Annotated in this window: 20 protein-coding genes; 7 read left to right on the plus strand and 13 right to left on the minus strand. The window is 71.9% G+C overall.

All coding sequences use genetic code 11. The annotated features are described in order from the left end of the window. Position 1 precedes the first annotated feature (1 nt). Genes E8M80_RS04105 through E8M80_RS04125 form a run of 5 tightly spaced genes read right to left on the minus strand, consistent with a single transcriptional unit; the run spans position 2 to position 4,775 of the window. Positions 2-847, minus strand: a complete 846-nt coding sequence (locus E8M80_RS04105) for an ABC transporter permease (protein ID WP_137124384.1) — start codon at positions 845-847, stop codon at positions 2-4. Beyond that, positions 844-1,938: an ABC transporter ATP-binding protein gene (locus tag E8M80_RS04110; RefSeq protein WP_137124385.1), complete on the minus strand. Its 1,095-nt coding sequence runs from the start codon at positions 1,936-1,938 to the stop codon at positions 844-846. The genes E8M80_RS04105 and E8M80_RS04110 overlap by 4 nt, the downstream gene beginning before the upstream one ends. Next, the gene (locus E8M80_RS04115) at positions 1,935-2,705 is read right to left on the minus strand and encodes a class II aldolase/adducin family protein (protein ID WP_137124386.1); all 771 of its coding nucleotides are present in this window, start codon (positions 2,703-2,705) and stop codon (positions 1,935-1,937) included. Before E8M80_RS04115 ends, E8M80_RS04110 begins: the two co-directional genes overlap by 4 nt. After that, the gene (locus E8M80_RS04120) at positions 2,705-3,643 is read right to left on the minus strand and encodes a glyoxylate/hydroxypyruvate reductase A (protein WP_137124387.1); all 939 of its coding nucleotides are present in this window, start codon (positions 3,641-3,643) and stop codon (positions 2,705-2,707) included. Before E8M80_RS04120 ends, E8M80_RS04115 begins: the two co-directional genes overlap by 1 nt. 25 nt (positions 3,644-3,668) lie before the next feature. Next, positions 3,669-4,775 carry an extracellular solute-binding protein gene (locus E8M80_RS04125; RefSeq protein ID WP_170979188.1) on the minus strand — a complete coding sequence of 369 codons (1,107 nt, stop codon included), beginning with the start codon at positions 4,773-4,775 and terminating at the stop codon, positions 3,669-3,671. Between the two features lie 130 nt (positions 4,776-4,905). Between E8M80_RS04125 and E8M80_RS04130 the strand changes: the two genes are divergently transcribed. The 3 genes from E8M80_RS04130 (at position 4,906) to E8M80_RS04140 (ending at position 8,404) form a co-directional block, all read left to right on the plus strand. After that, positions 4,906-6,234, plus strand: coding sequence for an FAD-binding oxidoreductase (locus E8M80_RS04130; protein WP_137124389.1), 1,329 nt, complete (start codon positions 4,906-4,908; stop codon positions 6,232-6,234). Further along, positions 6,231-7,850: an amidohydrolase gene (locus E8M80_RS04135; RefSeq protein ID WP_137124390.1), complete on the plus strand. Its 1,620-nt coding sequence runs from the start codon at positions 6,231-6,233 to the stop codon at positions 7,848-7,850. Before E8M80_RS04130 ends, E8M80_RS04135 begins: the two co-directional genes overlap by 4 nt. 68 nt (positions 7,851-7,918) lie before the next feature. Next, positions 7,919-8,404, plus strand: a complete 486-nt coding sequence (locus tag E8M80_RS04140; RefSeq protein ID WP_137124391.1) for a heme-binding protein — start codon at positions 7,919-7,921, stop codon at positions 8,402-8,404. Positions 8,405-8,487: 83 nt separating this feature from the next. Here the strand turns inward: E8M80_RS04140 and E8M80_RS04145 are convergent, their stop codons facing one another. The 3 genes from E8M80_RS04145 to E8M80_RS04155 form a co-directional block, all read right to left on the minus strand. Next, on the minus strand, positions 8,488-8,928 hold the full coding sequence (locus tag E8M80_RS04145) for a thioesterase family protein (protein ID WP_137124392.1): 441 nt from the start codon (positions 8,926-8,928) through the stop codon (positions 8,488-8,490). Positions 8,929-8,933: 5 nt separating this feature from the next. Beyond that, positions 8,934-9,641, minus strand: a complete 708-nt coding sequence (locus E8M80_RS04150; RefSeq protein WP_137124393.1) for an RraA family protein — start codon at positions 9,639-9,641, stop codon at positions 8,934-8,936. A gap of 64 nt (positions 9,642-9,705) precedes the next feature. Further along, the gene (locus E8M80_RS04155) at positions 9,706-10,695 is read right to left on the minus strand and encodes a tripartite tricarboxylate transporter substrate binding protein (RefSeq protein WP_137124394.1); all 990 of its coding nucleotides are present in this window, start codon (positions 10,693-10,695) and stop codon (positions 9,706-9,708) included. Between the two features lie 102 nt (positions 10,696-10,797). Here E8M80_RS04155 and E8M80_RS26990 point away from each other — a divergent pair, with 102 nt between their 5' ends. Further along, positions 10,798-11,790 carry a nitrile hydratase subunit alpha gene (locus E8M80_RS26990; RefSeq protein WP_137124395.1) on the plus strand — a complete coding sequence of 331 codons (993 nt, stop codon included), beginning with the start codon at positions 10,798-10,800 and terminating at the stop codon, positions 11,788-11,790. On the opposite strand, the gene E8M80_RS04165 is transcribed toward E8M80_RS26990, so the two are convergent. From E8M80_RS04165 to E8M80_RS04180, 5 genes are all read right to left on the minus strand, one after another. Continuing rightward, positions 11,791-14,181: a 1-deoxy-D-xylulose-5-phosphate synthase N-terminal domain-containing protein gene (locus E8M80_RS04165; protein WP_137124396.1), complete on the minus strand. Its 2,391-nt coding sequence runs from the start codon at positions 14,179-14,181 to the stop codon at positions 11,791-11,793. Positions 14,182-14,256: 75 nt separating this feature from the next. Further along, positions 14,257-14,394, minus strand: a complete 138-nt coding sequence (locus E8M80_RS25740; protein ID WP_170979189.1) for a hypothetical protein — start codon at positions 14,392-14,394, stop codon at positions 14,257-14,259. A 96-nt stretch (positions 14,395-14,490) separates the two neighbouring features. After that, entirely contained in the window at positions 14,491-15,912 is a 1,422-nt protein-coding gene (locus E8M80_RS04170) for a malonyl-CoA decarboxylase (RefSeq protein ID WP_137124397.1), read from the minus strand. A 136-nt stretch (positions 15,913-16,048) separates the two neighbouring features. Further along, the gene (locus E8M80_RS04175; protein ID WP_137124398.1) at positions 16,049-16,468 is read right to left on the minus strand and encodes a hypothetical protein; all 420 of its coding nucleotides are present in this window, start codon (positions 16,466-16,468) and stop codon (positions 16,049-16,051) included. Positions 16,469-16,662: 194 nt separating this feature from the next. Further along, on the minus strand, positions 16,663-18,126 hold the full coding sequence (locus E8M80_RS04180; protein ID WP_137124399.1) for an NAD(P)H-hydrate dehydratase: 1,464 nt from the start codon (positions 18,124-18,126) through the stop codon (positions 16,663-16,665). A 44-nt stretch (positions 18,127-18,170) separates the two neighbouring features. On the opposite strand from E8M80_RS04180, the gene E8M80_RS04185 reads away from it, so the two are divergent. The 3 genes from E8M80_RS04185 (at position 18,171) to parA (ending at position 20,711) form a co-directional block, all read left to right on the plus strand. Continuing rightward, a complete protein-coding gene (locus E8M80_RS04185; protein WP_240789879.1) occupies positions 18,171-19,373 on the plus strand; it encodes a sulfite oxidase in 1,203 nt (400 codons plus the stop codon). 117 nt (positions 19,374-19,490) lie between these two features. Beyond that, a complete protein-coding gene (locus E8M80_RS04190; RefSeq protein WP_137124400.1) occupies positions 19,491-19,964 on the plus strand; it encodes a hypothetical protein in 474 nt (157 codons plus the stop codon). Between the two features lie 114 nt (positions 19,965-20,078). Next, positions 20,079-20,711: a ParA family partition ATPase gene (parA, locus tag E8M80_RS04195; protein WP_137124401.1), complete on the plus strand. Its 633-nt coding sequence runs from the start codon at positions 20,079-20,081 to the stop codon at positions 20,709-20,711.

Consider the following 20,711-nt stretch of genomic DNA (forward strand, 5'->3'; position numbering starts at 1 on the left):
CTCAGGCCCCCGCCCCGAAGATGCGGCGCAGGTCCACGATGCGGGAGAACACCGCGAGCGTGACCAGGATCGCGACCACCAGCATCGTCGCCATCATGGTGCCGAGCCCCCAGCGGATGAGGTCGAGGATCTGCAGCCCGATCCATTCCGCGACCATCAGCGTCTTGCCGCCGCCGAGGATGGCCGGCGTGATGTAGAAGCCGAGGGTGAAGATGAAGACCAGCACGGCGGCCGCGATCACGCCGGGCATGGAGAGCGGCAGGAAGACCCGGCGGAACACCTGGCCCCGCGACCCGCCGAGCCCGCGCGCGGCGGCCAGCAGCCGTGGGTCGATCTCCCGCATCGAGGCCAGCATCGGCAGCACGGCGAAGGGCACCATGTAGTGCACCATGCCGACGACGATGCCGAATTCGTTCCAGACCAGCGGCAGCGGCTCGGAGATGATGCCGGCTTCCATCAGCGTGTTGTTCACGAGGCCCTGCCGGCGCAGCAGCGTGACCCAGGCGAAGGCACGCACCAGCACCGAGATCCAGAGCGGCACGAGCACAGCCAGGATCCACCACCCCCGCGCGCGCGGGCTGGCCAGCGTGATCGCGTAGGCGATGGCATAGCCCAGAAGCAGCGCCAGCACGGTCGTGATGAGGCAGATGCGCAGCGTCGTCACGATCACCCGCTGCACGGCGCCCGAGGTGAACAGCCGCTCGTAATTGCCGAGGCCGGGCTCGGGCTCCGTCACGCTGATGGCGAGCACCTGCAGGATGGGCGCGACGTAAAAGACGACCAGCAGCAGGAAGGCCGGCAGGATCAGCCACCACCACCCCGCGCCCGGCCGCCCGGCGGCGGTCACGCGGCGTCCTCCTCGACCGGCACGGCGGCCTCGGCCGACCAGCCGAGGCGCACGGGAAGCCCCTCGGCCGGCGCGATGGCGGCCTGCCAGGAGGGCAGGCTCGCGCGGATCTCGCCGAGGCGCTCGGTGGCCACGCGCAGCGCGAAGCCGGCACCGAGGTAGGACCAGGACAGGATGCGCCCCTCCGCGACGTTATCGGCGGCCTCGCCCTCGGCCAGCAGCGCCACCTTCTCGGGCCGGAGCGAAAGCAGGCTGCGCGATCCCGCCGGCGGCGGCGCCGCGCCGTCCGGCAGCCGCACGGACACGCCGCTGTCGAGCGCGAAGCCGCCCGCTGCCGCCTCGACCACCGTGCCTTCCAGGAAGTTCGACTTGCCGAGGAAGTCGGCGACGAAACGCGTGCGCGGGCGTTCGTACAGCAGCCCCGGCGCACCCTGCTGCACCAGCCTGCCATGGTTCAGGATGGCGATGCGGTCGGACAGCGACAGCGCCTCCTCCTGGTCGTGCGTCACGTTGACGAAGGTGCGGCCGACGCGCCGGTGCAGCGCCTTCAGCTCCTCCTGCAACTCCGCCCGCAGCTTCTTGTCGAGCGCCGAGAGTGGTTCATCCAGCAGCAGCAGCGCCGGGTCGAACACCAGCGCGCGGGCCAGCGCGACGCGCTGCTGCTGCCCGCCCGACAATTGCCGCGGCAACCTCTCCGCAAAGGTGGCGAGTTGCACCAGGTCGAGCGCGGCGCGCACCTTCGCGTCGCGATCCGCGCGCGACAGGCCGCGCACGCGCAGCGGGAAGGCGATGTTCTCCGCCACCGTCATGTGCGGGAACAGCGCGTAGCCCTGGAAGACCATGCCGAAGTTGCGCTTCTCCGGCGGCAGCGGCGTGATGTCGCGGCCATCGAGCAGGATCGCGCCCGCGCTCGGCGCGACGAAGCCCGCCACCGCCATCAGGATGGTCGTCTTGCCGGAGCCCGAGGGGCCGAGCAGCGTCAGGAATTCGCCCTGCCCGACCTCGAGCGAGACGTCCTCCACCGCCGTGAACTCGCCGTAGCGCTTGGTCAGGCCCTTCAGGCCGAGCGCGTGGCCGCGCGCATCGCTCATGCCCGGTAGTCCGGCTGCTCTCGGTCGAGTTTCCGCTTCAGCGCCTGCCAGGGCAGCCAGCCCTTGGTCGGGCCCGTGCCGAACTGGTCCCGCGCGCGCCTGACGACCGGCGCCGGCGGCACCGCGAGCGGCGCGCCGGAGGATTGCGCGGCCAATTGGATGCGGCAGGCCTGCTCCAGGTAGTACAACCAGTAGAAGGCCTCGGCGACGCTGCGCCCGACCGTCAGCAGCCCGTGGTGGCGCAGGATCATGCAGGGACGCTCGCCCAGGTCCTGCACCAGCCGGTCGCGTTCGGACAGGTTGTCGTCGGCCGCGATGCCTTCGTAGTCGTGCAGCGCGACGCGGCCGTCGAATTCCATGCTCATCTGATTGAGCGGCAGCAGCCCGCCCGACTGCGCGGCCACCGCCATGCCGGCCAGCGTATGCGTGTGCATGACGCACATCGCATCGTTCCGCCCGAGATGCACGGCGGAATGGATGACGAAGCCGGCCGGGTTCACGGGCCATGCGGTCGCCTGCAGCGGCTCGCCCTCGGCATCCACCGCGACCAGGCTGCTCGCCGTGATCTCCTCGAACAGCAGGCCGTAGGGGTTGACCAGGAAGCGGTGCCCCTCCCCCGGCAGCCGCGCCGAGAGATGCGTGAACACGAGGTCCGTCATGCCGAACATCGCAACCAGGCGGTAGGCGGCTGCAAGGTCCTCGCGCACCTCCTGTTCGGTCGGCACGCGGTCTGGGTCCGGCTTCACCGGCGGGGGCGGCAGGGGCATCAGTAGCCTCGCTCGGGGGAATAGAGGTTGGGCGGGGTCTCGCCGCGCTCCAGGCGTGCGATGCAGCCGGCGACGTAGCGGGCGCGTTCGCGCCGGCTGGGCAGGCTGCCGACATGCGGCGTCACGGTCACTCGCGGATGCGTCCAGGCCGGGCTGTCGGGCGGCAGCGGCTCCGGTTCGAACACGTCCAGCACCGCGCCGGACAATTGCCCGGCATCGAGCGCGGCGAGGATGTCGGGCAGCACCTGCTGCACCCCGCGCCCGACCTGGACCAGCCCGGCCCCGCGTGGCAGGCGGTCGAGCAGCGGCGCCGCGATCAGGCCCTGCGTCTGCGGCGTCGCCGGCAGCAGGCAGACCAGCACCTCGGCGCGCGCGAGGAAGGCGTCGCGCTCCCCCTCGCCCGCGAAGGTCTCGACGCCCGGCACGTCCTTCTGCGTGCGCGACCAGCCAATGACGGGAATGCCGAGGCCGCGCAGCATCGCCGCGCTGCGCAGCCCCATCGCGCCGAGGCCCATGATGCCGACGGTGCGCTCGGCCGCGGCGAAGGGGGCCTCGAAATAGTCCCAGGCGCTGCCCGCCTGCGCGCGGGCCATGCGGCGCGCGTCCCGGGCCAGCGAGAGCACCGCCCAGCAGACGAATTCCCCCATGCGCTGCGTCGCCTCGGGCGGCACGCAGCGCACCAGAGGCAGGTGGCGCGGCAGGTCGGGATCGGCGGCGATGGCATCGACGCCCGCGCCCGACCCGAAGATCGCCCGCAGCCGCGGCAGCCGCGCGAGGCGCCCCGGCTCCGGGTCCCACACCAGCGCGTAGTCGACCGCCGCGGGGTCGAGCGACGGGTCGTCCCACCAGCGGCAGTCGAGGCCCGGCGCGAATTCCGCGAAATGCGCCCGCCATTCGGCAAGGGCCGCCTCGCCCCCCGACTTCACGACCAGGATCATGGCGACGCCTGCGGCGGGCAGCCGGTCAGCCGGTCACCATGTCGATGTAGTCGGCATTCACGCGGGCGTAGTTCTCGCCCCACCAGCGGCCATCCTGTGCCACCTGCACGCGGGCATTGGCGGGCTCGGTCGGATTGAAGCGCTTGAATTCCTCCGGCACCAGGGCGGCGGCGCGCGGGTTGGTCGGGCCGTTGCCCAGGAATTTCAGCAACTCGACCTGCTGCTCGGGATTGGCGAGCATCGAGGCGAGGAAGTTCTGCGCCATGGCGCCGGCCGGGTTGCCGCGCGGGATCACCATGATGCCCGGCTGCAGGATGCCCTGGTTCCAGATGAACTTGAGCCGGCCGTTGGTCTCCTGCTCGAGCACCTTGGCGCGGGTGTGCCAGATCTGGCCCATCACCGCCTCGCCGGTGCGCATGAACTGCTCGGACTCCGATCCGCTGGTCCAGAACACCAGGTTGCGCCGGATCTGGCGCACGCGCTCGAGGCTCGCGCGCACGTCCAGCGGATAGAGATTCGCGAGGTCCTTGCCGAGCGACATCTGCGCCGCATCCAGCGCGCCCGCGGCATCGCGCCGCAGCAGCCGCGTGCCCGGGAATTTCTGCAGATCCCAGAAATCCGCCCAGCCCGTCGGCGCGGTCGGGAACTTGCTGCTGTCGTAGACCAGCACGTTGCTGAAGGAATAGGGCGCCGCGCCGTAGTCGAGCGCGAAGGTCGGCCCGATCACGTTCTCCCGGTTCACGACGCCGTAGTCGATCTTGGTCAGCAGGTTCAGGCCGCCCAGCAGGTGCGAAGACGTGGCCGAGCTGTCGCAGATGTCCCAGGTGACGCGGCCGCTTTCCACCATCGAGCGGATGCGCCCGGCGGACGGCCCGGTGCTGTCCTGCACCACGCGCCAGCCGGGGTTCGCGGCCATGAAGGGCTCGCCGTAGAAGCGGCCGAAGCCCTGGTTGGCGATGCCGCCCCAATTGACCATCACGATCTGGCGCACGGCCTGCGCCAGCGCATCGCCGCCCGTCATCGGCAGGGCGCCGAGCGCGGCCAGCCCGGCGAGCAGCCCGCGGCGCGAGACCTGCCCCCGGCGGTAGGCGCACATGGCAAGCTCGACGCAATCCTGCTGGAAGCTCTGCATCACCGATCTCCTCATTCGGGCAAATGCACGGCCCGCGCGACGCGAAGCCAGTGCATCACCACTTGCGGTTGTTGCCGTGACGGCGTGAACTCTCCCACCCGAAGTTCACCATGAGCAGGCTGATCCGGCAATGAGTCCCGCGCAATCCATCCTCGCACCGGGTTTCAAGACCACGCCCTGGTGGTGGGAAGCGGCCGAGCCGCCAAAGCGCGACAGCGCGCTTCCGACCCATGCCGGGGTCGCCGTCGTCGGCGGCGGCTATGCCGGCCTCTCGGCCGCGCTGACGCTGCGCCGCCTCGGCCACGAGGTCGCGGTGCTGGACGCCGAGCGCATCGGCTGGGGCGCGTCCTCGCGCAACGGCGGGATGGTCTCGGGCGGCCTCAAGGTCGCCTCCGGAGCGCTCGAGAAGGCCCATGGTGCCGAGCGCGCGAAGGCCATCGCCCTCGCCGCCGCCGCCTCCTTCCCCTTCATCGAGGAAACCATCGCGCGCGAGGGCATCGGCTGCGACTACGTGCGCTGCGGCCGCTTCGTCCCAGCCTGGACGCCGAAGCACTACGATGCGCTCGCCGCGCGCGTCGACTTCATCGCCGAGGTCACGGGCCTGCCCACGCGCATGCTGCCGAAGGACCGCCAGCGGGAGGCGCTGGGCTCGGACCATTACCACGGCGGCATGGTGGCCGAGGCCTCGGGGAGCCTCCATCCCGGCAAGTATGCGCGGGGCCTCGCGGATGCGGCCGAGCGCGCGGGCGCGCGCCTCGTGGACGGGGTTCGCGTGAATGGCATCCGGCGCGAGGACGGCGGCTTCCGCCTCGTCACCGATCGCGGACGGATGCGCGCCGATGCGGTGCTGGTCGCGACCAACGGCTATTCGCGCGACGGGCACGGACGCTCGGCGATGCCCTGGCTCGCGCGCCGCATGATCCCGGTCGGGTCCTACATCATCGCGACCGAGGAACTGCCGCACTACGCGATCGACAAGCTGTTCCCCGGCCGCCGAATGATCAGCGACACGCGCCGCGTGCTGAACTACTTCCGCCCCTCGCCCACCGGCAACCGCGTGCTCTGGGGCGGGCGCGCCTCCTTCTCGCCGACCGAGCCCGACAGGGCCGCGCCGGCGCTGCACCGGATGATGTTGGCGGTGTTCCCGGAGCTGAAGGACGTGCAGGTCACCCACGCCTGGACCGGCAATGTCGCCTTCACCTTCGACTTCCTGCCGCATATCGGCGTGCAGGACGGCATCCACTACGCCGCCGGCTGCCAGGGGTCGGGCGTCGCCATGGCGACCTGGCTCGGCCATCGTGCGGCGCTCAAGATCGCGGGCGCGGACAACGAGGGCTTCGCGCTGGATGGGCTGAATTTCCCGACGGCGCCGTTCTACAACGGCAATCCCAACTGGTTCCTGCCCTTCATCGGCGGCTGGTACCGGTTGCGCGACCACATCGACAGGGCCGCCGCATGAACGCCGACTTCGTCCTGCTCAACGGCCGCATCGCCACGATGGATGGCGCAGGTACGGAGGCGGAGGCGCTGGCCGCCCATGGCGGGCGCATCGTCGCGCTCGGCACCGTCGCGGCCATGCGCGAGTATGTCGGCCCCGCGACGCGCGTGCTTGACGCGGGCGGCCGCCGCGTGATCCCGGGCATCGTGGACAGCCACGCGCATCCGGATGCCTATGCGGTGCGGCTGCGCACCTGGACGCTGCTCTCGCCCGACCGCGTGCGCACGCGGGACGAGGTGCTAGGCACGATCCGCCGGGTCTGCGCATCCCTGCCGCCCGGCCGCTGGGGCGCCTTCTACCGCTTGAACGAACGCGCCTCGGGCGGCTACCCGACGCTCGACGAGCTCGATGCAGCGAGCGCGGGGCGACCGGTCTTCATCCTCCGTACGGACGGGCATCTGGGCCTTGCGAACCGCGCCGCCTTCGCCGCCTGCAGCGTGCCGCCCGACGCCGCGGATCCGCCCTTCGGCGCCTTCGACCGCGACCCCGCGACCGGTGCCTTCACCGGCCTGGTGCGCGAGACCGCGGCGCACATCTTCCTCAACGCCATCCATGGCGCCGACACCGAGGCCGACATCGCCGAGGGCATGGAGCAGGTGCAGGACGAATGCCTGTCCTTCGGCATCACCTCGGTCGCGAATTCCCTGACGCCGGCCAAGGCCATCCGCGCCTACCAGCGGATGCGCCGCGACGGCCTCTGGCGCATGCGCATGGGCATCATCGCGAGCGGCCGGGACGAACCGCTGATCCCGCACCTGATCGGCGCCGGCATCCGATCGGGCTTCGGCGACGATTGGCTGCGCCTCATCGGCGTCGAGTGGTGCCCGGATTGCTCCACCTCCGGGCGCACCGCCGCCTATTGGGACCCCTATGTCGGAACGCCGGTGCCTGGCGAGCCCGTGCCCAACACCGGCATGCTGCTCTACGACCGGGACGACCTGATCGAACGCGCCACCGCCGCGCACAAGGCCGGGCTGCAGGTGATGATCGAGGGCGTCGGCGACCGCGGCATCGACTTTGCGATCGACGTCATGGAAGCGGCGCTCGCCGTCCATCCCGTGTCCGACCACCGGATGCGGGTCGAGCATTGCTGCTACGTCACGCCGCCCATCCTCGCGCGGCTCAAGCGCGGCGGCTTCGTCGATTCCAGCGCGACCGGCTTCATGGACGAACTGGGCGAGGCCTATGTCGCGAACCGCGGCCAGGGCGCCATGCGCCACATGTGGCCGCACCGCAGCCTGATCGCGGCCGGAGTGCCCGCGCCCGGCCATTCCGACTTCGCGGTCTGCCGCGTGAACCCCTTCACCGCGATCGGCGCCATGGTGACGCGGCAGAGCGGAACCGGCGCCGACCTCGACGCGACGGAGGCGGTGACGCCCGCGCAGGCGCTCGCCGCCTACACCACCCTCGGCGCCTGGGCGCAGCGGGAGGAACAGGACAAGGGCAGCCTGGAGCCAGGGAAGCTCGCCGACCTCGCGGTGCTCGACACCGACATCCTGACCTGCGACCCGGCCGCCATCCGCGACACGCGGGTCGCCGCGACCGTCGTTGGCGGCACGATCCGACACGGCGGCTGAGGCCCCTTCCCCGCCGGCCGTCCGGCATGCGACACATCGCCACACCACCGTTGCCTCGAGTGTGCCGCATGCGCCGCCTCTGCCTCCTTGCCAGCCTCGCCCTGGCGCCGATGCCGGCCCTGTCCCAGGGCCTCGTGGTTGAACGCACACTCAGCGCGGGCCTGGCCGCCGAGGCGGTGGCGGCCGCGGTCGAGGCCTGCGCCGGGCGCGGGCACCGCGTGACGGCCGCGGTGGTGGACCGCGCGGGTGTGCTGCGCGCCCTGCTGCGCGCCGACGGCGCCGGGCCGCACACGGTCTCCTCCGCGCGTGCCAAGGCCTATACCGCCGCCAGCATGCGCGCGACGACCTCGCAGATCCTCGAGACCGTGCGCACCAACCCGGGCGCGCTGCGCTTGCCGGATATCGAGGGCTTCCTCGTGGTCGGCGGCGGCATGCCGATCCGGGCGGGAGACGAGGTGGTGGGCGCGATCGGCGTGGGCGGCGCACCCGGTGGGCACCTCGACGACCAATGCGCCGAGGCGGGCATCGAGCGGATTCGCGAACGCCTGAACTGAAGGACGGCATCCGAGAGGGGCGCTGCCCCTCTCGGGCTCTCCCCGCCAAAGGCCGAAGGGCCTTTGGAAACCGTCACATAGGATCAGGACCGGCGGGTCAGGGAGAGACGCTTCGGCGCGCCGCCCGTGGTCCGCGCGGCGAAGCGGGCAAGCACGTCCTCGGGCCAGGCGGCCACGCGCCGCGCCTCGAGGTCGACGCACAGGTAGAGCACCTCGTTCTCCGCCGCCTTCCAGCCCTCCTCCGCATGGAACATCACGTGGCGGCAGAGCAGGCGCTTGGCGTCATGGGCCAGAACCTCGCTCTCGAAGGCGAGCGGCGCGCCCTCCGTCACCTCGCGGTCGTAGGACTGCCAGGATTCGGCGGCGAAGGTGCCGAGGCCCCGGTCCCGGAACCCCGGCCCCAGGCCGAGCGCGGGCCACAGCGCATCCGTCGCCAGGTCGAAGGCGACCAGGTAGTAGGCGAGGTTCATGTGCCGGTAGTGGTCCACCCACCCCGGCAGCACGGTGCAAAGCGGTGCGCGCATGGTCCTCAGTGGATATCGTCGGCCTTGGACAGCGCATCCTTGAGCTTCTGCACGTCGAAGCCGGGCGCCTTGACCATGTCGAGGATCACCTTCTCCCGCCGCGCGCCGAGCTCGATCGCCGCCGGCAGCTTCGTCACCACGTCGTGCGGGATGACGACGGCGCCGTGCCGGTCGGCATGCACCACGTCGTCGTGCTTCACCTGCATGCCGTGGATCGTGACGTCGAGGTTCAGCGCCACGATGTGCACGAAGGCGTGCGATGGGTTCACCACGCCCGCGATGCCCTGGAAGCCCGGCGCGAACATGTCGAGGTCGCGCACCGAGCCGTTCGTCACCACGCCCTGCGCGCCGAGGCCCTGGTGGACCGCGCTGTTCACTTCCCCCCAGAAGGCGCCGACGCCCGGCGTGTCGTCGAGGTCCTGCAGGCAGACAACGGTCGGCAGCGCGGCATCCGCCACGTACTCGTACCAGGCGATCCGCATCGCGCGATCGGCCTCCTTCGAGCGGCCCGAGGGGTAGTGCGCGCGCTGCGTCCCCGTGCGCGCCAGCCCGCAGATCGGCGGCAGCTTCGGATCGACGGCGGTCATGGGCCGCACGGTGAAGCCGTAGTTGCGGCGCTGCGGCGCGACGAGCTCGAGCGCGTTGCAGATCGTGGGCGTGTCCCACTGGCGCAACGCCTCGAGATCGGCGGCGGTGAAGGGGTATTGGGCCATGCTGGTTTCCTCCGTGCCGCCAGCATCGGCCGGCGGCACCCATCGGTCAAAGGGGTGTGGCGGGTCAGTTCACGGTCACGTTGCCGTCGCGCACCACGCGCGCCCAGCGGGCGAGTTCAGCCGTGACGAGGCGCGCGTAGTCGGCCGGCGCCCCGCCGGCCGGGACGGTGCCGCGCGCGGCGAGCTGCTGGCGCACATTGGCATCGGCCAGCGCCGCCAGGGCTGCCGTCGACATGCGTGCCACCACGGCATCCGACGCGCTCTTGTGCGCATGCAGCCCGAACCAGGCCTGCGCCTCGAAGCCCTCGAAGCCGAACTCGGCGCCGAGCTCGGACAGCGCCGGCACGTCGGGCAACTCCGGCACGCGGGTGCGGGAGGTGACGGCCAGGGCGCGCACCGTACCGCCGCGGATCTGCGGCAGCGCGGTCGGCAGGTTGTCGATCAGCGCATCGACCTCGCCGCCCACGACCGCCGTCATGGCGGGGCCGGCGCCGCGATACGGCACATGCGTCATGCGCCCGCCGGAAAGCTGGCCGATCAGCTCGCCCGTCAGATGCGTCGAGGTGCCGTTGCCAGCGGAGGCGAAGTTGCGTTCGCCGGGCTTCGCCCGCGCGTCGCGCAGGAAGGCGCGGATATCGGCGCCCGGCACCTTGGCCGGGTTCACCACCAGCACGTTCGGCACCGTAACCAGCAGCGTCACGGCCCGGAAATCGGCCTCGGGGTCGTAGGCGAGGTTGCGGTAGAGCGCCGGCCCGATGGCGTGGGAGGCGATCTGGCTGAGGAACAGCGCATGGTCGTCCGCTTCCCGCGCGAAGCGCCCGGCGGCGAGCGTGCTGCCCGCGCCCGGCTGGTTCTCGACCACGACGGCGCGCCCGAGGCTCTCGCGCATCGCGGTCGCCATCAGCCGCGCGATGACATCCGTCGTGCCGCCGGGCGGGAACGGGCAGACCAGGCGAAGGTCCCGCGCGGGCCAGGCCCCCTGCGCGCCTGCCGCACCGGCGCCGAGCGCCGCCCCTGCCAGCCCGATGGCGCCGCGTCGCGTGATGTTCGTCATGCTTGCTCTCTCCCGACCAGAGGGGGCGAAGATGCTGGCATCGCCCGCCGCTGTCGAGCCGCCCTTGCCGTCGCGCGGTGCTCTGTCAGGATCGCGGCCGCCATGACCGAGACCACCCCGCACGACCACCCGCCCCACGACGCCGGCGGCCGCTTCGCCGCCGCGATCGACCAGCACGAACACCAGCCCGCGCATTGGGAGAAGGAGGCGGATGCCATCCGCATGCTGCTTGCCGACCGCCGGCGCCGCTTCTTCACGACCGACGAGAGCCGCCGTGTGCAGGAGCAGCTCGACGCCGCGACCTACTGGACGGTGCCCTACTACGAGCGCTGGATCCTGGCCTTCTCCTCCCTGCTCGCGGAGAAGGGCGCCGTGACGGAAGCAGAGATGGCGGACGAGGAAGAGCGGCTGCGCGTGGCCGGTGCGCATCGCATCGAGGGCGAGGCCGCGGGCGGCCACGACCATCACCACGACCACGACCACGACCATCACCCCTACCAGGAGGATGACGACGCCGCGACGACGGAGCTTCCGCCGCTCCGCCTGCGCGGCCTCGCCGTCCGCAACCTGCTGCTCGCCAAGGGAATCGTAACGGCGGAGGAGATCCGCGCCGAGATCGAGCGCATGGACGGCCGCGGCCCGGAGAACGGCGCGCGCGTCGTGGCGCGCGCCTGGACCGACCCGGCCTTCGCCGCGCGCCTCGCGGCCGATGCCGGCGCGGCGGTGGGCGAACTCGGCCTCTCGGGTGGGGAGACGGTGCTGACGGCGCTGTTCAACACGCCGCGGCTGCATCACCTCGTCGTCTGTACGCTCTGCTCCTGCTACCCGCGCAGCGTGCTCGGCCGGCCGCCGGCTTGGTACAAATCCCGCGCCTATCGCGCCCGCGCGGTGCGCGACCCGCGGGGCGTGCTGGCTGAATTCGGCACGGTGCTGCCCGAGGGCATGGAATTGCGCGTGCATGACAGCAACGCGGAACTCCGCTACCTGGTCGTGCCTGCCCGGCCTGCCGGCACCGAGGGCTGGGACGAAGCGCGCCTCGCCACCCTGGTCACGCGCGATTCCATGATCGGCGTGACGCCCGCCCGCGCGCCCTGATCAGCGCGCGGCGAGCAGCGCCTCGGCGCAGGCATCGAGGATCGCTTCGGAATCGAGGCCGTATTCCCGGTAGAGGTCCGGCAGGTCGCCCGCCTGCCCGAAGCGATCGACGCCGAGCGGCACCACGCGCTGCCCGCGCACGGCGCCCAGCCACGCATGCGCGGCCGGATGGCCGTCCAGCACCGTGACAAGCGCGGCGCCGGGCGCGAGTGGCGCCAGGATGCGTTCGATGTGCGACACCCGGGCCGCGCCGCCGCGCACACCGCGCCGGGCGGCACGCCAGGCCGCATGCAGCCGGTCGGGGCTCGTGATGGCGAGCAGCCCCGCACCGGGCTCCTCGGCCGAAAGTTCCGCGAAGGCGGCCTCGGCCTCGGGCGCCAGCGGGCCCTGGTAGGCGATGGCGATGCGCGCACCCTCGGCCGGCGGCACGACCCAGTGCGCGCCGGCGATCACCGCGGCCGGATCGAGCGACCGGGCGGGCTGCGCCAGCGCCCGCGTCGACAGGCGCAGCCAGACGGCCGAGCCGTCCGGCTTCTGCATGTGCTCGAAGGCATGCCGCAGCAGGATGGCGAGTTCGTCGGCATGGGCGGGTTCGAAGCTCGCGAGACGGTCCGCTGCCATGCCGATCAGCGGTGTGTTCACGCTCTGGTGCTGCCCGCCCTCGGGCGCCAGGGTCAGGCCCGACGGCGTGCTCACCAGCAGGAAGCGCGCATCCTGGTAGCAGGCGTAGATCAGCGCATCGAGGCCGCGGTTGACGAAGGGGTCGTAGACCGTGCCGACCGGCAGCAGGCGCGCGCCGTAGAGCCGGTCCGCGAGGCCAAGCCCGGCCAGCAGCAGGAACAGGTTCTGCTCGGCGATGCCGAGCTCGACATGCTGCCCTTCCGGCGACATGCCCCAGCGCTGCGCGCTGGCGAGCTTCGCGTCGCGGAACACGTCGTTCTTCTTGTGCCGGTCGAAGATGCCGCGGCGGTTCACCCAGGGACCGAGGTTCGTGCTGACCGTCACGTCCGGGCTGGTGGTGACGATGCGCTTCGCGAGGTCGGCGAATTCGCCGTTGCCGCGGCCGATCTCGGCCAGGATGTCGCCGAAAGCGGCCTGGGTCGCGATCTTGCGCCCCTCCGCCACGCGCGGCGCGGCGAAGGTCGCGGGGACGTGGATCGCGGGCGAGGCGAGCGCGCGCCCGGCGGGCGTCAGGGGCTGCGCGAAGGGCAGGCCGGCCAGGAAGTCGCGCAGCTCCGCCTCGGGAATGCCGAGGCCCTCGAAGGGGTCCCATTCATGGCCCGGGCGGATGTTCATCACCTCCCGGAACCCCTCCATCTGCTCCTTCGTCATGAGCCCGGCGTGGTTGTCCTTGTGGCCGGCGAAGGGCAGCCCCATGCCCTTGATCGTGTAGGCGATGAAGCAGGTGGGCTGGTCGCCCTCGGCGTCCTGGGTGCGGAAGGCCTCGATCAGCGTCTCGATGTCGTGGCCGCCGAGGTTCATCATCAGCGCCGCCAGCTCGTCGTCGGTCAGCGGGTCGATGATGGCGCGGATGCCGGCGATGCGGCCGAGGTCGGCCAGCAGCGCCTGGCGCCAGGCCGCGCCCCCCTGGAAGGTCAGCGCCGCGTAGAGGCTGTTCGGGCAGTCGTCGATCCAGCGGCGCAGCGCCTCGCCGTCCGGACGGGCGAAGGCCGCTTCCAGCTTACGGCCGTATTTCAGGGTGACGACGTTCCAGCCCATGTCGCGGAACAGGCCCTCGATCCGGCCAAACAGCCGGTCGGGCACCACGCTGTCGAGGCTCTGGCGGTTGTAGTCCACCACCCACCAGACGTTGCGGATGTCGTGCTTCCAGCCTTCCAGCAGGGCCTCGTAGATGTTGCCCTCGTCCAGTTCGGCGTCGCCCACCACGGCGACGTGCCGGCCGGCGGGCAATCCTTCCGGCGCAAGCCCATGCAGGTGGACGTAGTCCTGCACCAGCGAGCCGAAGGAGGCGAGGGCCACGCCCAGCCCGACCGACCCGGTGGAGAAATCGACCTCCGCGCCATCCTTCACGCGGGACGGGTAGGGTTGGATGCCGCCGAAGGCGCGCAGCGTCGCGAGCCGGTCCTTCTCCTGCCGGCCGAACAGGTAGTTGATGGCGTGGAAGACCGGCCCCGCATGGGGCTTCACCGCGACGCGGTCGGCCGGGCGCAACATATTGAAATAGAGCGCGGCCAGGATCGAGACCGAGGATGCGCAGGACGCCTGGTGCCCGCCCACCTTCAGCCCGTCGCGGTTCGGGCGGAGGTGGTTGGCGTTGTGGATCATCCACGCGCTGAGCCAGAGAAGCTTGCGCTCGAGCGCATGCAGAACCTCGATGCGGCGCGCCTCGTCCGGCGTGTCCTGGCGTCGGCCGCGGCGCTCCGCTGTCATGTCCCTGCTCCGCTCGATGCTGCGCCGCCGACTATGACGGCACGGCGCGACGGGGAGAAGGCCGCGCGGCGCGGGTCAGCGCCGCGGGTGGCGAAGCGGCGCGGCCACCGGGTCGCCCCCGCGCGCGCGCCGGCCGGGCAGCGGAACCGCTCCGACGGCCAGAAGCAGGAGCAGCGTGGGAAAGCCGACCAGCACGAACAGCGAAATGGGCACGGCGTCCTCGTCTTGCCGAATGGACACCGAAGATGCCCGGCGCGCAGGGGGGGCGCCGTGCCGCGCATCACACCCTGCGCGCGCTCCCCCGCTTCCTCACCCCTTGGCGAGCCGCCGCAGGGCCGCCGAGACCGCACGCTTTCCCTCGCCCACGTAGAGTTCGTGATTCTCCTCGATCCGCTCGGGATCGTAGAGGTAGTTGACCATCATCCCGAATGCCTGGCGGAGGCCATTCTCGGATGTGTCGGCGCGCCAGTTGAGCCGCTCGATCCTGGCGCCGTTGGACAGGTGGAAATGCGCGACCGGGTCGCGCGCCCGTCCCGTCCGGCGCGGGGCGTCCTCGCGGACCAGGTAGCGGGCGCAGAGGCGCGTCAGGATCGGCTCCAGCACCTTCTGCGCCGCCTCGTCGCGCCAGGGCGGGCGACGCGCGACCAGGGCGCGCAGGATCTCCGCCTCGCCCGGCTCCGTGGCGCCGGGCTCGGCCGCGGGCAACAGGGGGGCGGCAGCGCGGAGCGCCTTCTTCTCCTCCTCGGTCAGGGCGACATCCCCGGCGACGAGGGAGGCATCGAGCCACTTCCGATAACCCGGGATGGGAGAAAGCGTGCAGAATTGCTTCATATTACGGAATTCACCAGACAGTTCCCCAACCACCCGCTTGATCAGGAAATTGCCGAAGGAAATGCCGTCCAACCCGCGTTGGCAGTTGTTGATGGAATAGAAGACGGCGGTGTCCGCCTCGCGCGGGTCGAGCACCGGCGCCTTTTCGTCGAGCAGGCGCTGCACGCTGTCGGCCATGCCCTTGACCAGGGCGACCTCGACGAAGATCAGCGGTTCCTCTGGCATCCGGGGATGGAAGAAGGCGTAGCAGCGGCGGTCGGATTCCAGCCGGTTCTTCAGGTCGCGCCATGAGCGGATGCGATGAACCGCCTCATATTGCACGAGTTTTTCCAGAAGCAGCGCGGGCGATCGCCAGTCGATCCGGCGCAGGTCGAGGAAGCCCACGTCGAACCAGGCCGCGAGCAGCCCCTTGAGGTCGGTCTCGAGCGCCTGGAGCAGCTTGTCCCCGTCCATCCGCGCCAGCAGGTCGGCGCGCAGATCCACGAGAAACTTCATCCCGTCCGGGATGGCGGCGAAGGCGGTCAGCAAACGGATCCGTGGCGGCTCCAGCGCGCGGCGAAGCCGGGCAGTCGCGACCGCGCGCTCGGCCGCGTCCGCCGCCGCCGCCACGCGCTCCATGGCCCGGCCAACCGCGTCTGGGTCGGAATCGAAGGCCGCGAGCGCGCGCAGGAAATCCGTGCGCCCGGTGGCATCGAGGCCGCGGTAGGTCTCGGCCAGGCCTGCCGCGCGGGCGCGGGCGGAAACCTCGCCGCCCTTCGCCTCGAGGCAGGCGGCGAGCCGTGCGGCGAGGTCGGCATCGGCGTCTCCCGCGCCGACCGCGGCGGCCATGTCGCGCCAGAGGGTCGTCACGCGGCGCAACGCCCTGTCGAGCAGACCTGCCTGGATCGCGACTTCCGACATGCGGTGCTCCGTTGCCTCGGGGCTGAAACCTATCGAAACGCTTCGTGAGGCGGAAGCGTCATGCGCACCCCGGAAAAGACGAAGGCCGCGCCACCTTGCGGTGCGCGGCCTTCAGGGCCTTCGGTCGCGGCAGCGTTCAGGCTTTGCCGATACCGAGCAGCGCGGCACGCACGCTCGAGACGACGCTCGCGGGCTCCTGGCCCGTTTCGCCCGAAGCCATCCCGGGCAGCGGCCCGGCGCTGCGCATCGCGTCGGCGACCGCAGTCTCGACCGCGACAGGGCCGGGCATCGGGATCGGCGCGGAGGACGGCATGCCACCCGCCACCGCCATCACGGGCGCGGCCACCGGGGGCGCGAGCGGATGGACGACGGCGCTCGGGCGCCCTGCCTCGACGGCACCGAGGCCCGGCAGCGGAAGTGCGACCGATGGTTGCGTGTCGTAGAGCGCCAGCAACGAATGGATGCTCTCCAGGCGCTGGAACGGCCGCGAGGCGCGAAGTTCCTCGATGATCGACCGCTCCTCCTGGTGGAGTGCGGAGACGAGTGTGCTGCTCATGAAGCCCCCTGCTCGGCGTGGTACGTTAAGATATGCGCAATTCACGAGTAATCTCAATACTTTACTCGCGCGCCGGTAATTTCTCAGAAGATCATCATCTTGTGGTTGCGCGCGCCAGGCGGGACCCAGATGTTGCGATTGCCCCACCAAATTCGTCCGAAGACGCGCCACGTGTCTCAGCAATGGGACGCTCGTCAGCCCGCCGCAGCCGCCTCCCGAACCCTGTCTCGCCCGGCCGCAAGGGCCGCGGGCAGGTGCCGCGGCAGGTCTTCCGCGACCAGGCCGGCGCCGCATCGCCTGGCCGCCTCCCCCAGCAGCCAGGCGCCGGCCGCCGCCGCCTCGAAGGCCGGCAATCCGTTGGCGAGCAGCGCCGCGACGGTCCCGGCGAGCACGTCGCCCGTCCCGCCCGTGGCCAGCCAGGGCGGCGCATGGTCGTCGATGGCGGCCCTGCCGTCGGGCGCGGCCACCACCGTATCCGGCCCCTTCAGCAGCACCACCGCGCCCGTCGCGGCCGCGGCGCGTCGCGCGGCGGCCAGGCGGTCCCCGCCGATCGGGCCAAAGACGCGGACGAACTCGCCCGCGTGCGGGGTCAGCACCGCGCAGCCGGAAAGGGCCTCCGGCCGCCCGGCCGCGGCGCCGAGCACCCCGGCATCGGCCACGACGCGCCGACCCGCCGCGACCAGCGCGCCGACCGCGGCCAGGGTCGAAGCCTCCGCCGGCAACCCCGGACCCGCCACCCAGACGTCGCGGCGCGGGTCCTGGAGCAACGCCGCGACAGAGGCCTCGCTGACGATCACCCCGGGATCGCCGGCGCGCAGCACATCGGCCGTCCTGCCGTCCGGCGCGACAAGGGTGACGAGCCCCGCCCCGGACCGGCGCGCGCCCGCCCCGGAGAGCCGCGCTGCGCCAGTCATTCCCGCCCCCACCAGGATCGAGACATGGCCGCGCGTGTACTTGTTGTCGGCAAGCCCCGGCGCGGGCAGGCACCAGAGCCCCGGCCCGTTGCGCCGGCACAGCGGGGCGATCGCCGCCAGCACGCCGACGGGCAGGCCGATCCCGGCCAGCACCGTCTCGCCGCACAGCGCGCGGCCCGGCAGCAGCAGGTGCCCCGGCTTGCGCCGGAAGAACGTGACGGTCATCGCCGCCTGCGGCGCGTAGCCGAGCGCTTGGCCCGTCGCGCCGTCGAGGCCGGAGGGCACGTCCACCGCCACCACCGGCCCTCCCGCGGCGCCGAGCGTGGCGGCGAGATCCGCCTCGACCGGCCGCGCAAGGCCTGCCCCGAAGACCGCGTCGATCACGAGCGCGGCGCGGGCAGCCTCGGCCGGCGCGAAGGGCACCACCGGCCCCCGCCAGCGCCGCGCGGCGAGCGCGGCGTCGCTTCCCGGCCGCGGCGCGGCCAGGGGCGCGACCGCCACCGGCCAGCCGGCCTGCTCCAGGTAGCGGGCGGCGACATAGCCATCGCCGCCATTGTTGCCCGGCCCCGCGAGGACGAGCGTCCGGCAGGGACGGAAGCGGCGCATCGTTTCGCGCGCGACAGCCCGCCCGGCCGCCTCCATCAGGACGGAACCGGGCACGCCAGAGGCGATGGCGAGCGCGTCGGCACGCGCCATCTCGGCCGGAGTCAGCAGCGCATCGTCGCCTGATTCGTCGTTCGACATGCATCAATCCTTGCTTATCTTAAAAAAATTTAATGGAGGACGCGATGCGGAGCAGCCACAGGACCGAACGTTCACTCGACGAACTCTATCGCGACGATCCGGAACGTGCCGATGCCCTGGTGTGGCGGCGGCGCGGCGTCCTGAAGGGGGCGGCGCTGGCTGCCATGGGCGCGGCTGTCGGCGGCGCCATCCCCTTCGCCCGCAATGCGCCCCCGGGCTTCGTGCCCTCCGCGCTGGCGCAGGGCGCCGCGGCTCAGGGGCCGGAATACCTCCAGATGGAAGGCAAGGCGCGGCTCGTCCTGCTGGGCGACCGGCCGCTCAATGCCGAGACGCCGGAGCATCTGCTCGACGACGACGTGACGCCGGCGCCCAACTTCTTCATCCGCAACAACGGCCAGGTGCCGGACGCGGCCCCCAACGCCATGGCCTGGAAGATCAAGGTCGAGGGCGAGGTGAACACGCCGCTCGACCTCAGCATCGGCGACCTCCAGCAGCGCTTCGAGGTGGTCACGCGCCGGCTGCAGATCGAGTGCGGCGGCAACGGCCGGTCCTTCTTCGTGCCGCAGGCGCGCGGGAACCAGTGGTCGACCGGCGCCATCGCCAATTCCGAGTGGACCGGCGTCAGGCTGCGCGACGTGCTCCGCGCCGCGGGTCTCAAGGACAGTGCGAAGTTCACCGGGCACCATGGGTCCGACCTGCATCTCTCGGGCAATGGCGAGGCGATCAGCCGCGGCATGCGCATCGAGAAGGCGCTCGACGAGGATACGCTGATCGCCTTCCGCATGAACGGCCAGCCCATTCCGCAGATCCACGGCGCGCCGGCGCGGCTGGTCGTGCCGGGCTGGCCGGGGTCGCTCAGCCAGAAGTGGTTCAATCGCATCGAGTTGAAGGCGCAGCCTCACGCGGGGCGCGGCATGGGCGGCACCTCCTACCGCGTGCCGACGGCGCCGATCGTCCCCGGCAGCCGCAACGACGGCGCGACCTTCCGCGACCTCGAGAACATGCCGGTACGCTCGATCCTGACCAACATCGCGCATGGCACGCGCCTGCCGGCCGGCACCCGCCGGATCGAGGTGCGGGGCCAGGCCTGGGCGGGCGACGACACGGTCCGCGCCGACGACGTCTCGGTCGATTTCGGCGCCACCTGGACCGCCATGACGGTGAACCCGCCGCCCAACAGCCATTCCTGGCAGCGCTGGCGGGGCGCGGTGGCGCTGCCCTCGGACGGGTATTTCGAGATCTGGTAACGCGCGACCGACGACAAGGGCCGGTCGCAGACCGTGGCGCCGGGCGTTTGGAACCCGCAGGGCTATGGCGGAAACCCGATCACCCGCGCCGCGATCCTGGTCGGCTGACGGGCACCGATGTCCGCAGGACGCCTCCTCGCCGCCGGGATCGTGGTCGTGATCCTCGTGCTCGCGGCGCGCGAGCACGGGCTGATCGGGCGCAGCGAGCGCCCGCCGCCGCATCCGCCGACCCCCGCGCGCCTGGCTTTCGAGGCGGAGAGTAGCGCGGCCGAGGCCCGCGCGGCGGCGGCGCGGCGCCAGGCCGAGGCCGCCCAGGCCCTGGCGCAGGCGCCGGAGGAAGAGAGCGTGCTCGCCGAAGGTCCCGGACGCTCCGAGACATTCGGCTACTGCACCGCGTGCCACAACACCGCCCTGATCCGGCGCAGCGCCTTCGACCGCGAACGCTGGGACGAGCTGATGGACTGGATGACCGAGAAGCACGGGATGAATCCGCTCGAGGGCGAGTTGCGCCAGACGATCGTGGACTACCTCGCGGCGCATTATGGCCCGCGGCAGCGCGGCCCGCGCGGCGGCAATCCATTCCTGAACTGACCGGCCTGGGCGACGCGCCGCGCTGGCGCGCCGTTCGGATCGGGGATGCCATGGTTCGGGGAGGGCGCGACCGTCGGCGGCTGCTATGGTGCGCCGCGAAAGACGGAGTCGCGCATGGCCTTCATCATAGCCGTCGCGCAGCGCAAGGGCGGCGCGGGCAAATCCACCATCGCGGCGAACCTCGCCGCGGCCTTCGCGGAACGCGGGGAGAATGTCGCCCTGCTCGACATGGACCCGCAGCGCAGCCTCGCCCGCTGGGACGAGGTGCGCGGGCGCGCGTCCAAGGCGCGGCCGCTGCATTTCGAGGCGCCGTCCGGCTGGCGCGTGCCCGGCATCCTCGACCGCCTGCGGCGGGAGGCCGACGTCGTTCTGCTCGACACCGCGCCGCATGACGACACGGATGCCCGGCTCGCGGTCAGGGCGGCGGACCTGGTGCTGGTGCCGCTGCAGCCCTCGGCCGCCGACCTCTGGTCGATGGATGCGACGCTCGACCTCGCGAAGAAGGAAGGGCGGAAGGTCTCGCTCGTGCTGAACCGGGCACCGGCCTCCGGGCGGCTGCTCGACCAGGTGACCGCCGAGATCCACGCGCGCGGGTTGCCCCTGGCCGAGGCCGCGCTCGGCAATCGCACCGCCTTCGCGCAGGCCTTCATGGCCGGGCTCGGCGCGGTGGAGGCGGCGCCGAAGGGTGTCGCGGCGCGGGAAGTGCGGGCGCTGGCAGCGGCGCTGCGCGGCTGGAAGGACGACTGA

Origin of the sequence: Roseomonas sp. HF4 (assembly GCF_005222755.1) — a bacterium.
Classification (GTDB): domain Bacteria; phylum Pseudomonadota; class Alphaproteobacteria; order Acetobacterales; family Acetobacteraceae; genus Neoroseomonas.

Bases quoted from the DNA above. Each gene is read 5' to 3' on its own strand.
- E8M80_RS04130 (WP_137124389.1), top strand. From the start codon at position 4,906: ATGAGTCCCGCGCAATCCATCCTCGCACCGGGTTTCAAGACCACGCCC.
- E8M80_RS04180 (WP_137124399.1), bottom strand. From the start codon at position 18,126: ATGTCGAACGACGAATCAGGCGACGATGCGCTGCTGACTCCGGCCGAG.
- E8M80_RS26990 (WP_137124395.1), top strand. From the start codon at position 10,798: ATGACCGAGACCACCCCGCACGACCACCCGCCCCACGACGCCGGCGGC.
- parA (WP_137124401.1), top strand. From the start codon at position 20,079: ATGGCCTTCATCATAGCCGTCGCGCAGCGCAAGGGCGGCGCGGGCAAA.
- E8M80_RS04155 (WP_137124394.1), bottom strand. From the start codon at position 10,695: ATGACGAACATCACGCGACGCGGCGCCATCGGGCTGGCAGGGGCGGCG.
- E8M80_RS04185 (WP_240789879.1), top strand. From the start codon at position 18,171: ATGCGGAGCAGCCACAGGACCGAACGTTCACTCGACGAACTCTATCGC.
- E8M80_RS04175 (WP_137124398.1), bottom strand. From the start codon at position 16,468: ATGAGCAGCACACTCGTCTCCGCACTCCACCAGGAGGAGCGGTCGATC.
- E8M80_RS04145 (WP_137124392.1), bottom strand. From the start codon at position 8,928: ATGCGCGCACCGCTTTGCACCGTGCTGCCGGGGTGGGTGGACCACTAC.
- E8M80_RS04190 (WP_137124400.1), top strand. From the start codon at position 19,491: ATGTCCGCAGGACGCCTCCTCGCCGCCGGGATCGTGGTCGTGATCCTC.
- E8M80_RS04120 (WP_137124387.1), bottom strand. From the start codon at position 3,643: ATGATCCTGGTCGTGAAGTCGGGGGGCGAGGCGGCCCTTGCCGAATGG.
- E8M80_RS04150 (WP_137124393.1), bottom strand. From the start codon at position 9,641: ATGGCCCAATACCCCTTCACCGCCGCCGATCTCGAGGCGTTGCGCCAG.
- E8M80_RS04110 (WP_137124385.1), bottom strand. From the start codon at position 1,938: ATGAGCGATGCGCGCGGCCACGCGCTCGGCCTGAAGGGCCTGACCAAG.
- E8M80_RS04135 (WP_137124390.1), top strand. From the start codon at position 6,231: ATGAACGCCGACTTCGTCCTGCTCAACGGCCGCATCGCCACGATGGAT.
- E8M80_RS04170 (WP_137124397.1), bottom strand. From the start codon at position 15,912: ATGTCGGAAGTCGCGATCCAGGCAGGTCTGCTCGACAGGGCGTTGCGC.
- E8M80_RS04125 (WP_170979188.1), bottom strand. From the start codon at position 4,775: ATGCAGAGCTTCCAGCAGGATTGCGTCGAGCTTGCCATGTGCGCCTAC.
- E8M80_RS04115 (WP_137124386.1), bottom strand. From the start codon at position 2,705: ATGCCCCTGCCGCCCCCGCCGGTGAAGCCGGACCCAGACCGCGTGCCG.
- E8M80_RS04140 (WP_137124391.1), top strand. From the start codon at position 7,919: ATGCGCCGCCTCTGCCTCCTTGCCAGCCTCGCCCTGGCGCCGATGCCG.
- E8M80_RS04165 (WP_137124396.1), bottom strand. From the start codon at position 14,181: ATGACAGCGGAGCGCCGCGGCCGACGCCAGGACACGCCGGACGAGGCG.